At 67.4% G+C, this 12,845-nt stretch carries 14 protein-coding genes; 8 read left to right on the forward strand and 6 right to left on the reverse strand.

What is annotated here, in order from left to right; genetic code table 11:
* The first annotated feature begins 68 nt into the window (after positions 1–68).
* The 8 genes from GWK50_RS11560 (at position 69) to GWK50_RS11595 (ending at position 6,179) form a co-directional block, all read left to right on the forward strand.
* Positions 69–446, forward strand: coding sequence for a DUF2237 domain-containing protein (locus GWK50_RS11560; RefSeq protein ID WP_162016645.1), 378 nt, complete (start codon positions 69–71; stop codon positions 444–446).
* Complete coding sequence (locus tag GWK50_RS11565; protein WP_242455361.1) at positions 443–1,156, forward strand: SDR family NAD(P)-dependent oxidoreductase; 714 nt, start codon at positions 443–445, stop codon at positions 1,154–1,156. Before GWK50_RS11560 ends, GWK50_RS11565 begins: the two co-directional genes overlap by 4 nt.
* Before the next feature lie 62 nt (positions 1,157–1,218).
* Entirely contained in the window at positions 1,219–1,485 is a 267-nt protein-coding gene (locus GWK50_RS11570; protein WP_162016646.1) for a hypothetical protein, read from the forward strand.
* A 140-nt stretch (positions 1,486–1,625) separates the two neighbouring features.
* A complete protein-coding gene (locus GWK50_RS11575; RefSeq protein ID WP_162016647.1) occupies positions 1,626–1,985 on the forward strand; it encodes a hypothetical protein in 360 nt (119 codons plus the stop codon).
* A 21-nt stretch (positions 1,986–2,006) separates the two neighbouring features.
* Positions 2,007–2,468 (forward strand): GGDEF domain-containing protein, encoded by a 462-nt coding sequence (locus tag GWK50_RS11580; RefSeq protein WP_162016648.1) that lies wholly within the window; start codon positions 2,007–2,009, stop codon positions 2,466–2,468.
* A 118-nt stretch (positions 2,469–2,586) separates the two neighbouring features.
* A complete protein-coding gene (locus GWK50_RS11585) occupies positions 2,587–3,414 on the forward strand; it encodes a proteasome-type protease (protein ID WP_162016649.1) in 828 nt (275 codons plus the stop codon).
* Positions 3,415–3,427: 13 nt separating this feature from the next.
* Positions 3,428–4,243 carry an alpha/beta hydrolase gene (locus tag GWK50_RS11590; RefSeq protein WP_162016650.1) on the forward strand — a complete coding sequence of 272 codons (816 nt, stop codon included), beginning with the start codon at positions 3,428–3,430 and terminating at the stop codon, positions 4,241–4,243.
* A 145-nt stretch (positions 4,244–4,388) separates the two neighbouring features.
* Complete coding sequence (locus GWK50_RS11595) at positions 4,389–6,179, forward strand: diguanylate cyclase (RefSeq protein ID WP_162016651.1); 1,791 nt, start codon at positions 4,389–4,391, stop codon at positions 6,177–6,179.
* 24 nt (positions 6,180–6,203) lie between these two features.
* Here the strand turns inward: GWK50_RS11595 and GWK50_RS11600 are convergent, their stop codons facing one another.
* The 6 genes from GWK50_RS11600 to GWK50_RS11625 all read right to left on the reverse strand — a co-directional run bounded on the left by GWK50_RS11600 (position 6,204) and on the right by GWK50_RS11625 (position 12,704).
* The gene (locus GWK50_RS11600) at positions 6,204–7,046 is read right to left on the reverse strand and encodes a MipA/OmpV family protein (protein ID WP_162016652.1); all 843 of its coding nucleotides are present in this window, start codon (positions 7,044–7,046) and stop codon (positions 6,204–6,206) included.
* A 29-nt stretch (positions 7,047–7,075) separates the two neighbouring features.
* Positions 7,076–7,900: an undecaprenyl-diphosphate phosphatase gene (locus GWK50_RS11605; protein WP_162016653.1), complete on the reverse strand. Its 825-nt coding sequence runs from the start codon at positions 7,898–7,900 to the stop codon at positions 7,076–7,078.
* Between the two features lie 71 nt (positions 7,901–7,971).
* Entirely contained in the window at positions 7,972–9,270 is a 1,299-nt protein-coding gene (locus GWK50_RS11610) for a hemolysin family protein (RefSeq protein ID WP_162016654.1), read from the reverse strand.
* Positions 9,271–9,359: 89 nt separating this feature from the next.
* Positions 9,360–10,589 carry an ABC transporter permease gene (locus GWK50_RS11615; RefSeq protein WP_162016655.1) on the reverse strand — a complete coding sequence of 410 codons (1,230 nt, stop codon included), beginning with the start codon at positions 10,587–10,589 and terminating at the stop codon, positions 9,360–9,362.
* The gene (locus GWK50_RS11620) at positions 10,586–11,278 is read right to left on the reverse strand and encodes an ABC transporter ATP-binding protein (RefSeq protein ID WP_347339554.1); all 693 of its coding nucleotides are present in this window, start codon (positions 11,276–11,278) and stop codon (positions 10,586–10,588) included. The genes GWK50_RS11615 and GWK50_RS11620 overlap by 4 nt, the downstream gene beginning before the upstream one ends.
* A 61-nt stretch (positions 11,279–11,339) precedes the next feature.
* Positions 11,340–12,704, reverse strand: a complete 1,365-nt coding sequence (locus GWK50_RS11625; protein WP_162016657.1) for an efflux RND transporter periplasmic adaptor subunit — start codon at positions 12,702–12,704, stop codon at positions 11,340–11,342.
* Positions 12,705–12,845 lie beyond the last annotated feature (141 nt).

Below are 12,845 nucleotides of genomic sequence, written 5' to 3' on the forward strand. Positions count from 1 at the left end.
CAGCCAGGTCTGCGCCAGCGGGTGATTTGCCCACAATGGCGCATCAACGCCATCCCTTTCCCACCGCCATGGCCGATCTCAACGTCTTGGGCACTCCCCTGGTGCCCTGCTCCTACGATCCGTTGACCGGATTCTTCCGCGATGGCTGCTGCTCCACGCATGACGTGGACCACGGCAGGCACGTGGTCTGCGCCCAGATGACCCAGGCGTTCCTGGACTTCTCCCTCGCGCGTGGCAACAACCTGACGACCCCGCGCCCGGAGTACCGCTTCGCAGGCCTCAAGCCCGGCGACCGCTGGTGCCTGTGCGTGCAGCGCTGGCGCGAAGCCTTGCTGGCCCATGTCGCGCCGCCGATCTTCCTGCGCAGCACCCACCACAGCGCCTTGCAGGTGCTGGCACTGGAGGACTTGCTGGCCCACGCGCTGGACAGCGAGACCACTCCTTGACCACTGCCTTGACGCTGGATTCCTTCCCCCTCGGCTTTCGCGCCCTGGTCATCGGCGCCAGTGGCGGCATCGGCCAGGCCTTTGTGCAGGCCCTGCGCGCCCACCCCCGCTGCGCCGAGGTGGTGGGCCTGCACCGCCGATCCCAGCCGCGCCTGGACATGGACGATGAGGCCAGCATCGGCCAGGCAGCCGACGCCCTGCGTGCAGGTGGCACGTTCCACCTCATCATCCACGCGGCAGGCGTGTTGCACGGCCCCGGCTTCATGCCCGAAAAAAAGCTAGGCGACCTGAACTACGCCCAGCTCGAAGCCACCCTGCGCGCCAACACCCTGGGCCCGGCGCTGGTGCTACGCCACTTCGTGCCGCTGCTGGACCGCCAGCGCGGGGTGCTGGCGCTGCTCTCGGCCAAGGTGGGCAGTATTGGCGACAACCGCCTGGGTGGCTGGTACAGCTACCGCGCGTCCAAGGCCGCGCTCAACATGCTGGTGAAAACCGCCGCCATCGAAGTGGCCCGCAGCCACCCGCAGGCGGTGCTGATCAGCCTGCACCCCGGTACGGTGAACACCGCGCTGTCCCAGCCCTTCCGGGGCGCGCACATCGGCCGCGCGCCCCACGAGGCCGCAGCCGACATGCTGCGCGTGCTGGACCGACTCACTCCGTCCGAGTCGGGCGGCTTTTTTTCTTACACGGGGGAGCCGTTGCCCTGGTAAGGTATGGACGACATGCGCGCACCCATCTGCGGTGCTGCATCTCACCCTACTCCGGAGCCGCCATGCGCCCCATCCCCGCCACCCCCACAGACATCGGCGACGGTGAAGACCGCCTGGTCGATGTGCACAGCCCCGAGGTTCCCCCATCCATCCGCGCCGGTGTGCTGCTGTTGATGCAGCCGGGCGACCAGCTCTGGCGTTGCCCGCGCCGGTCTGCGCCGCGCGGGCTGCTGGGGGTGCTGGGCGTGGGGCCACGCGATGGGGTGATCGAGTGGTGGCTGGTGGATGCCCAGGGCGGGCTGATCGAGGCGTTCTGGGAAGAAAGTTAGAGCCTAATACGGCCTCAGAGCTTATAAATATTGCGTAAGCAGCTATCTTTTTAATAGCATTTGCGCGAGCCGAACGCGACGGGCGCTAACATGCGCTTACAAACCCGCCCCACGCCGCCGCGCGCGCGAGGATTCACGCCATGTCGCCTTTCAAGCAGTTCATTTTTGGTGCCGCCCAGTTTCAGGAGCGCGAGGAATACCTCGAATTCCAATACAAGTTCCTGATCGTGCTGATCCTGGCCGTGATCGGGGCGGTGGGTTTCTTTCTGGGGGCGCTGTTGTGGGTGGAGCAAGCGCCTTCGCCCTCGCGCTTTGTGGCGCCCTACTCGGGCACCGAGCTGGTCGATGCGGTCATGGCCATGGGCTTGCTGGCCTTCTTGTTCCATGGGTACCGGGCGCGCTCCATGTCGTTCTACCACCGGCTGCAGGAGTCCAAGGAGCGCCTGCGTGCCATGGCGTCCACCGACGTGCTGACCGGGCTGCTCAATGCCCGTGCCTAATACGAGCGCTGCGATCAGTTCTTGCTTGCCACGCGGCGCAAGCGCTCACCGTTTGCAGTGCTGTTCATCGATCTGGACCACTTCAAGGCCATCAACGACCAGCACGGCCATGCCACGGGCGATGTGGTGTTGCAGTGTGTGGGGCGCCTGATTGCACAGAGCGTGCGCCAGTCGGATCTGGCCGGGCGCATTGGGGGCGAGGAGTTTGCGGTGCTGCTGCCCGATACCGATGCCCAGGGCGCCCTGGTGCTGGCCGAGGCGCTGCGCCGCGCCATCGAGGCGGCCCAGCCCGAGGCCCAGGGGCTGCGCCTGTCCATCAGTGCCAGCATTGGCGTGGCCCTTGGGGGCATGGCCGAGCAAAGCATGCAGGACATCCAGCACCAGGCCGACCTGGCCATGTACGAGGCCAAGGCGGCCGGGCGCAACCGCGTCACCCTGTTCAAACCGCCGCAGGCCGTGCCCAACCCCCTGGCCGCAGGGTGAGCGGCCGCCCCCTGTGTTCTGCCCCAGGGGCAGCCTGCTGACGCACGCACGCGCTGCGGCACAGCACGGGGTGGGGCCGCACTACACTTGCGGGTTTTCCCTCTGCCGCTTTATTGCCATGACGTACTGCGTCGCCATCAAACTCCACGCTGGGCTGGTGTTCCTGTCCGATTCGCGCACCAATGCCGGGCTGGACCAGATCAGCTCGTTCCGCAAGATGATGGTGTACGAGAAGCCGGACGATCGCTTCATGGTGCTGCTGTCGGCGGGCAACCTGAGCATTTCGCAGTCGGTGCGCGAGATTCTGCAAACCACGCAGATCAAGGACGAGCACGACGGCGAGCCCACCACCATCTGGAACGCGCGCAGCATGTTCGACGCCGCCCGCGTCTTGGGTGCAGCGGTGCGCCATGTGCACGAGCGCGATGGCGCATCGCTCAAGCGCTCTGGGCTGGACTTCAATGTGTCGCTGATCTTTGGCGGCCAGATCCGGGGCGAGGGCATGCGTCTGTTCCAGGTGTATTCGGCGGGCAATTTCATTGAGGCCACGTCCGAGACGCCCTACTTCCAGGTCGGCGAATCCAAATACGGCAAGCCCGTGCTCGACCGCGTGATCACCCCCGACACCCCGCTGGACGAAGCCGCCAAGTGCGCGCTGGTATCCATGGACAGCACGCTCAAGTCCAACCTCTCGGTGGGCCTGCCGCTGGATCTGGTGCTGTACGAGGTGGACCGTTTCACCTCAGACAAGATCGTGTGCATCGGCACCGACAACCCCTACTTCACCATGCTGCGCGAGCGCTGGGGGGAAAAGCTGCGCCAGGTGTTCGACAGCATCGAAAGCCCCAACTGGAGCGGCGGCGCGACCGAGGTGCCGATCGTGGTGCCGCACGCGCAGTGCAAGCCGCTCAAGAAGATATCGACCCCGCAGGACAAGCTGGTCTAGAACCTCTCTCAGAATGAACCGCATCGTCTTTTCCCACGGCAACAGCTTTCCGTCGGGCACCTACAGCGTCCTGTTTGAGCACCTGCGCGCGCGCGGCTTTGAGGTAAGCGCGGTGGACCGCTTCGGCCACGACCCGCGCTTTCCCGTCACCGACAACTGGCCGCACCTGGTGGAGCAACTGGCCGAGTTTGCCGCCGAGCGGGTGCGCACATCGGGCGGCCCGGTGTACCTGGTGGGCCATTCGCTGGGCGGCATCCTCAGCGTCATGGCCGCCGCCCGCCACCCCGAGCTGGCGCGCGGCGTGCTGATGCTGGACTCCCCGCTGCTGGGCGGCTGGCGCGCCACCACCGTGGGTGCCGCCAAGCGCACGCAGGTGATCGGCGCCATCTCACCCGCCCGCGTGAGCCGCATGCGCCGCAACAGCTGGCACAGCACCGAAGAGGCCTACGAGCATTTCCGCAAGAAAAAAGCCTTTGCCCGCTGGGACCCACAGGTGCTGCGCGACTACGTGACCCATGGCCTGTACGACGAGGATGACCGCCGCGTGCTCGCCTTCGACCGCGCGGTGGAAAGCGCCATCTACAACACCATGCCACACCACCTGGGCAGCCTGCTGCGCAAGCACCCCCTGCGCTGCCCGGCCGCCTTCATCGGAGGGCGTGCCTCGGTGGAAATGCGCCAGGCCGGCATGGGCCTGACCGAGCGCGTGACCCAGGGGCGGATGATGATGCTGGACGGCACCCACCTCTTCCCCATGGAAAAGCCCCTGGTCACCGCTGCCGCCGTCGAAGCCGCGCTGCGCAACCTGGCCTCCATCACGCACGACTGAGCGTCTGTCCGCGCCCCTCGCGGTGCGCGCTGCCCCTGCGGCCTGTGCCCCAACGGCATTTGGCCTACACTTTGTCACATTCGTGTGCCCCTGCGGGGTGCACACTCCTTTCGGCCGTGCCACCCTTGCCCCCGCTGCCCCGCCCATGACACGCGCGTTTGTGCCCTGGTTCCTGACCCTTGCAGCGCAGCCCCTGCGCGGCGGGCTGTGGCGCGTGGCCGCGTTGCTGGCGCTGTGGCTGGGTTGCGCCAACGTACAGGCGCAACCCGCGCCGCTGCAATTGCAGGCCCAGCAGCCTGCCGCCGGACTGTGGCAGTCCCTGCAGATGCTGCCCGACCCCGAGCAACGCTACACCGCACAGGAGCTGCTGCAGGGTGGCCCCGCCTTTGGCCCCATGCCGCCCACCCAGGGCACGCTGGGCGTGCGCGCGGAGCCCGTCTGGCTGCGCCTGCCGCTGGAGCTGGCGACCAGTGCCCCTGGCCGCTGGGTGCTGGACATCGACTACGCGCCGCTGCAACGCATCGACCTGGTGCTGGCCAGCGGCGGCCGCATCGTGCAGCAGGCCGCGCTGGGCAGCCATGTGCCCTTTGCACAGCGCCCGCTGCCCACCCGCTCGCACGCGGTGGAGCTGGATCTGCAACCCGGCGTGGCCTACGAGCTGCTGCTGCGCGTGCAGACCCAGGGCGCCATGGTGCTGCCGCTGCGCCTGTCCCCCCCGGCCATGCACGCCGAACACGCTTTGCGCGAACAGATGCTGCAAGGCCTGCTCACAGGTCTGGCGCTGTGCCTGTGGATCTACAGCCTGGCGCAGTGGGTCAACCAGCGCGAGGTGCTGTTCCTTCAGTACACCTTGCTGATTTCGGGCAGCCTGCTGTTCTCGCTGCATTTCTTTGGCGTGGGGGCGCAGTACCTGTGGGTCGGCCTGCCCTGGTTCGAGCAGCACGCCAGCGGCATGTCGGCCCTGATGGCGACCTGCGGCTCTTTCTTGTTCATAGGCCAGGCCCTGGCGGCGGGCAACCCACGCAACCGGCTGATGCGCGCCATGCGCTGGGGCGCCGCGGGCACGGCGCTGCTGGCCCTGGCCTTTGCGCTCGACCTGTTCGACACCCGCGTGCTGGCGGCCATCGTCAGCGTGCTGGGCCTGGTGCCTGCACTCATGGGCATTCCCGGTGCCGTGGCGCGCATGCGCCAGGGCGATGCGGTGGGCGGCACGCTGCTGCTGGCCTGGCTGGTGTACTTCGTGGCCACGGCCACGGTGATTGGCGTGATCCGGGGCTGGGTGCCGGTCAACTTTTGGACGCTGCATTCCTTCCAGTTCGGCGCCACGCTGGACATGCTGCTGTTCATGCGCGTGCTGGGCCTGCGCTCCAAAGCCCTGCGCCTGGCCGCCGAAAACGCCCGCACCGAGCGCGACACCCTGCACTGGCTGGCCCACACCGACCCCCTGACCAACCTGCCCAACCGCCGCGGCATGCAGGAAGCCCTGTCCAACGCCCTGCGGCTGTGCTGCCACGAGCAGCAACTGGCCGTGTACCTGTTGGACCTGGACGGCTTCAAGCCCGTTAACGACGAGCACGGCCACGATGTGGGCGATGAACTGCTGGTTGCCGTGGCCCGCCGCCTGCAAGGCCATGTGCGCGCCACCGACCTAGTGGCACGCCTGGGGGGCGACGAATTTGTGGTAGTGGCCAGCGCATTGGAAAGCCCCGCACAGGCACACGACCTGGCGAACAAGCTGCTGGATGCATTCCATGCCCCCTTCACCCTGTCGTCCACCAAAGTGCAGGTGGGCCTGACCATTGGGTACGCACTGGCGCCGCTGGACGCCTACGACGCTGCCAGCCTGCTCAAGCTGGCCGATGCCGCCATGTACCAGGGGAAACAGAACGGCAAGTTCCGCGTGCAGCGCAGCACCGAGCAGTTGGCAATGCCCTGAGAGCCTGTCCAGGCTCTGGGAGCCTCAGCGGCAGCAGCGGTAGGCCAGGCCCAGGCTGATGCCGTAGTTGTCGGGCTTGACCGCCAGCGGGCTGCGCCGGGCGTTGCCACGCAGTTGCGAATAGCGCACGCCGCCAAACACCACCCAGCGGTCAGACACCGCGCTCTTGAACTCCAGCCCCACGTCCTGGCTGAAAAGCCCGCCCCCCGGCACATAGGCGGGCAAAGGTGTGCTCACCCCGGAGGCACTGAGCGGCACGCCCATGCGGCCTTGCATGTAGGTGCTGTCGGCCAGCGTGAAGCCCAGGGCAAAAGCGATTTCACTGTAGGGGCTGACCTGGATTTCATAGCGCGCCGTGGTCTGGAGCGTGGCCCCGCCATCGCGGCCCAGCAGGTCCTGGCTCAGGGTGGACCGCACCGAGGCATGCTTGTTGAAGTCATAGATGACGCTCAGGCGCCCGCGCAAGGTGCGCTCCACGTCGGGCAGGCCCTGGAGCATCGGCTCGTCACTGCCCTTGCGGCCGCCATCCATGCGCAGACCGGCGCTCAGGCGCAGGTTTTCCCACTGCAGGAGCTTGGCGGTCACGCCGGAGTCGCGTGCGTCCAGGTCAAAGTCCAGCAAAGAACCACCGCCGCCCGAGCTGAGGGTGAAACGCCCCACCTCCAGCCCGATGACGGGCCGGATGCCCGTGCTGCGCTCGGTGCTGCCGGGATAGCTGGCTCCGTTGCTGATCGACGCCCCCAGCGACCAGGTGTAGCCAGAGCGACTTTCCTCGGGTACGGGCATGCGCAGTTGCGCCGTCGCCAGCGCAGGCAGCGCCAGGCCCAGCGCCAAGGCCCAGGGAGCACAGGTGATAGAGCGTTGCATGGTGGAGATTATCAACCGATCCAAGGGCATCAGGCGCTCCAGGGAATCCATCCCGTCCAGGCCGTCACCAGCACCAGCAGGCCAAAGGCTATGCGGTACCAGGCAAAGGGCACAAAGCTGTGCGTGCTGATATAGCGCAGCAACCAGCGCACACACAGCCAGGCACTCACAAACGAAAAGAACAGCCCGACGGCGAACATGGGCAGGTCGGCCACCTGCAGCAGCTCACGCTCCTTGTACAGGCTGTACACCCCGGCGCCGATGAGTGTGGGAATGGCCAGAAAGAACGAATAGTCCGTGGCTGCCTTGCGCGACAGGCCCAGCAGCATGCCGCCAATGATGGTGGCACCGCTGCGGCTGGTGCCCGGCACCATCGCCAGGCACTGCACCAGGCCCACCTTGAGCGCATCGATCGGCCCCATGTCGTCCACTTCGGCAATGCGCGTGGCCGACTGCGGGCGTCGCTCGGCCCACAGGATGATGAAGCCGCCGAGGATGAAGGTGCTGGCCACCACGGTGGGCGTGAACAAATGCGCCTTGATGGCCTTGCCCAGCAGCAGCCCCAACAGCACCGCCGGGAAAAAACCAATCAGCACATTGAGCGCAAAGCGCTGCGCACTGCGCTGGCTGGGCAGTGCCACCAAGGTGGCACGAATCTTCTGCCAGTACACCAGGATGACGGCAAAGATGGCCCCGGTCTGGATGGCGATGTCAAAGACCTTGGCCTTGGCATCATCAAAACCCAGCAAGGCCCCCGCCAGGATCAGGTGGCCCGTGGAGGATATGGGAAGAAACTCGGTCAGGCCCTCGACCACACCCATGATGGCGGCCTTGACCAGCAATACGATGTCCACGCGCGTCCTTGTTCAATCAATGCGAAAGCGCGGATTATGTCCGCTGGGAGCCGCCCTGCCCCCGCCAACGATCACAGCTCGCTGACCGGGATCTGCCGGGTGGCCACGATCTTGTCGATGGTCTTGCCGTCCATGTCCACCACCTCGAAGGTCCAGCCCTCCCAGGTCACGGTGTCGGTCTCCTTGGGCAGCCGTCCCGTCAGCAGCATCAGCATGCCGCTCAGGGTGTGGTAGCGGCCGCGCTCCTCTTCCGGAACGCTGTCCAGGTTCAGGCGGTCCTTGAGTTCGGGCACCGGAATATGCCCATCGAGCAGCCAGCTTCCGTCCTCACGCTGCACGGCCCACGAGGTCTCCGGATCGCGGGGCTGGAACTCGCCGGTGATGGCTTCGATCAGGTCCTGCAGCGTGACAATGCCCTGCACTTCGCCGTACTCGTCGATGACGAAGGCCATGTGCACATCCGACAGACGAAAGTTGTCCAGCAACTCCATGCCGGTGATGGTTTCCGGAACGTACAGCGCCGCCTGCAGGGGCTGGTCCGCCAGCCCGTGCCCGTGTTCCTTGAGCCTGCGCGAGAGCCACTGCCGGGCATTGACCACGCCCAGAATATTGTCCATGCCGCCGCGCACCACCGGAAAGCGCGCGTGGTCCGATGTGTCGATGCGTTGAAGGTTCTCTTCAAACGACGCATCCATGTCCAGGCACACCACGTCGCCCCGCGGCACCATCAGGGAGCCAATCTGCCGGTCATCAAGCCGGAACACGTTCCGGACCATGGTGTGCTCGTGCGACTCGATGACACCAGCCGTCGTGCCCTCGACGAGCATGGCGTGGATCTCTTCCTCGGTCACGGGGCTGCCGCTGGTCTCCTTGACCCCCAGCAAACGCAACAACGTGCGGGTGGAGGTGGACAGCAGGATCACAAAAGGCTTGGTGGCGACCGCCAGCAGGTGGATGGGCCGTGCCACCAACCGCGCAAACAATTCGGGGTACGACTGGCCAATGCGCTTGGGCACCAGTTCGCCCACCACGATGGAAAAATAGGTGATCACCACCACCACCAGACCGGTGGCCGCATAGTCGGCATAGGGCAACGGCACCCCTGCAAGACCCAGCCATGCGGCCAGGGGGCCGGCCAAGGCAGCCTCGCCCACGATGCCGTTGAGTACGCCAATCGACGTGATGCCGATCTGGATGGTGGACAGGAAACGCGTGGGGTCTTCGCCCAGCTTCACCGCAGCGGCCGCACCGCTGTCGCCCTCATCAATCAATTTCTGCAGGCGCGCCTTGCGCGCCGTGACCAAAGCGATCTCCGACATGGCAAAGAGACCGTTGAGACAGATGAGGGCAAACAGTATTGCTATTTCCATACGACGGGCTTGTGTTTGCCCTGAGAGTCAAGAAGCAACGGATTGTACGAACTCGCCCCCCGCAAGCCTGCGTTGGCATGCCGAGATGCTCACTCGTGCCGCAGCGCGACGATGGGCTGCAGCCGCGCCGCACGCCGCGCCGGGTAATAGCCAAAAAACACGCCCACCAGACCCGCAAAGCCCACGGCCAGCAGCACGGACCAGGGCTCCATGACGGCGCTCCAGCCGGTAGCGCGCTCCACCGCCCAGGTGGCCAGCACGCCCAGCGCCACGCCGATGGCGCCTCCCACCAGGCTGAGCGTGACCGATTCGATCAGGAACTGCGCCAGGATGTCGCGCCCACGCGCGCCCACGGCCATGCGCAGGCCGATCTCGCGCGTGCGCTCGGTCACGCTCACCAGCATGATGTTCATGATGCCGATGCCGCCCACCAGCAGGCTCACGCCCGCGACAGCGGCCAGCAGCGCGGTCATCACGCGGCTCGACTCTTCCTGCGCCTGCAGCACCTCCGACAGGTTGCGGATGCTGAAGGTGTCGTCGCCACCCTCGGGCACACGCAGGCGCTGGCGCAGCAGCGTGCGCATGGACTCCTCGGCCCGCGCCATGTCGGCCCCGGCGCGCACCTTGACGTGGATGGACCAGATGCGACGTACGTTGCCGCCCGCATTCCAGATGCGGTTGCGGAAGGTGGACATGGGCACGATGACGATGTCGTCCTGGTCCTGCCCCACGGCGTTCTGCCCCTTGGCGGCCAGCACGCCCACCACGGTGAAGGGCACGCCACGCACACGCACCGTCTGGCCCAGCGGGTCGTCGTCGGCAAACAGCTCGCGCGCAGCAGTCTGGCCCAGCCAGGCGACCTTGGCCGAGCCCTGCTGCTCGGCCGCCTCGAACAGGCGGCCCGCGGCCAGCGGCCATTCGCGCGCCTCCAGGTAGTCGTTGGTGGTGCCGAAGATGGTGGTGTTCCAGTTGGCGCTTTGCGCCACCGCCTGCGCCGTGGTGCGCGACGAGGGCGCGGCCACCTGCACTTCGGGCACCTCGCGGGCCAGGGCTTCGGCATCCTCTTCGGTAAAGCGCGAGCGCGTCTGCGCCCCCAGGCGCACGCCGGCCGCGCTCAGGCTGCCGGGCACCACCAGCACGATGTTGGAGCCCAGGCCCTTGATCTGTTCCTGCACGCGCTCGGTCGCGCCCCGGCCCACGGCCAGCATGGTGATGACTGCGCCCACACCAATGATGATGCCCAGCATGGTGAGCACGCTGCGCAGCAGGTTGGCCGTGAGCGCCCGCAGGGCAGCGCGCAGCGCGGTGTGCAGGTTCATGCGCGCCCCTGCGGCAGCGCCGCGCTGGTAGCCGCCTGCTGTGCATGGCCGGGCTGGGCCTGGTCCTGCACGATGGCGCCGTCGCGCAGCACGATGCAGCGGCGCGCCCAGGCGGCCACGTCGTGCTCGTGCGTGACCAGCACCACGGTGATGCCCTGGGCGTTGAGCTGCGCCAGCAAGGCCATGGTGTCCTCGGAGGTCTGCGAATCGAGTGCGCCCGTGGGCTCGTCGGCCAGGATGAGCGCGGGCTGCGTGACCAGGGCGCGCGCAATGGCCACGCGCTGCTGCTGCCCGCCCGACAGCTCCGCGGGGGTGTGCGCCGCGCGCTCGGCCAGGCCCACGCGCGCCAGCGCCGCGCGGGCGCGGGCCTGGCGCTCGGCCGGCTTGACACCGGCATAGACCAGGGGCAGTTCCACATTCTCCAGCGCGCTGGTGCGTGCCAGCAGGTTGAACTGCTGGAACACAAAGCCAATCCGCCGGTTGCGGATGGCAGCCAACGCATCAGGCGCCAGCGCATGCACGGCCTCGCCCGCCAGGTGGTAACTGCCGCCGTCGGGCAGGTCCAGGCAACCCAGAATGTGCATGAGCGTGGACTTGCCCGAGCCCGAGGCGCCCATGATGGCGACGAACTCGCCCGCGTCGATCTGCAGCGACACGCCGCGCAGCGCGTGCACGGTCTGCCCGCCCATGGCGTAGGCCTTGGTGAGCGCCTGCGCGTCGATCAGGGGTGGAGCCATGCGCAAGCCTTGCTCAGAAAGAAAGGCGCGGCGCCCCGTTACGCGCCGGGGCACTGCTGGCCGGGCTGGCCACGCCGGTGATGACCTGGCGCCCCTCGGCCAGCAGCACCGCCTGTTCGGGCGTGGGCAGCAGCTCGGTGTGGCTGCCGTCGCTCAGGCCCAGCGCCACCTGCAACGCAAGCGGCCGGCCGTCCTCGTCCAGCACGTGGAGGCGCCCACGTGCGCCCGCAGCAGGCTTGGCAAATTTTGCATCTTTTTGGCCTGTAGCGCCCGTATTTTGTGCGCCAGTAGCTATATTTTTTGTAGCGCTCTGCACGGCTGTGGGCACGGGCTCCACGCCGGGCAGGCGCACGCGCAGCGCGGCGTTGGGCACCTTGAGCACGCTGTCGCGCTGTTCGGTCACGACGCGCACATTGGCCGTCATGCCGGGCAGCAGGCGCCCGTCGCGGTTGGCAAAGTGCACCGCCGCCACGTAGGTGACCACGTTGTTGGCCGCAATGGCCGCCTTGCGCACCTGGTCCACCTGGCCGTCAAAGGTCTCGCCGGGGAAGGCATCGACGGTAAAGCGCGCCGCCTGCCCAGGGCGGATGCGGCCCACATCGGTTTCGTCCACGCTCACTTCCACGCGCATGTCGCGCAGGTTCTGTGCAATCACAAACAGCTCGGGCGCCTGCAGGCTGGCCGCCACGGTCTGCCCACGCTCGACCGCGCGCTTGATCACGATGCCATCCACCGGCGAGGTGATGCGTGTGCGCGAAAGGTTGGTCTGCGCCTGCGCCAGTGCCGCCTCGCGCTGGCGCACGCTGGAGCGTGCCGCCTGCACCTGCGCGGCGGTGATGGCGGCCTGCGCCTGCGCCGCGCGCAAGGCCTCGGTGCTGGTGCGCACCAGGGCCTGGGCGCGCTCGGCCTCGCTCTGGGCGATAAAGCCCTGCGCCACCAGGTCGGTCTTGCGCCGCAGGTCGCGCCCGGCCTCGGCCAGATCCACCTGCGCGCGCGACACCGTGGCCTCGCTGGCCAGCACGTTGGCCTGCGCCACCAGCACCTGCGAGCGCGCGGCCTCCAGATCGGCCTGGGCCTGGCGCACCTGGAACTCGATGAGCTGCGGATCGATCTGCGCAATGATCTGGCCCGCCTTGACCTCGGAGTTGAAGTCGGCAAACAGCTCGCGGATCTGGCCCGACACCTGCGTGCCCACCGACACCTGGGTGACCGGCATGACCTGCCCCGAGGCCTGCACCGACGCCACCACCGCGCCGCGCTCGATGGCAGCGGTGCGGTACTGCGGCGCCTGGGCGGCCTGGCGGGTGTACCACCACATGGCCCCGCCCAGCGCCAGGGCCAGGGCAATGCCTGCTGCGGCATAGGTTTTGGATTGCATGGGCTGGATTCTAGAAAGCCCGCCGCCGCCGCTCACGCCGTCCAGCAAGCACTTGGCTCCCACACAAGGGCATTGCGTCGCACGGCGCTTGGCGCGACTGGGGCCTGCGGGCACAGTGGCGCCCAGGCCCCAAGGCCCCCA

Source organism: Acidovorax sp. 210-6, assembly GCF_010020825.1.
Taxonomy (GTDB): domain Bacteria; phylum Pseudomonadota; class Gammaproteobacteria; order Burkholderiales; family Burkholderiaceae_C; genus Simplicispira; species Simplicispira sedimenti.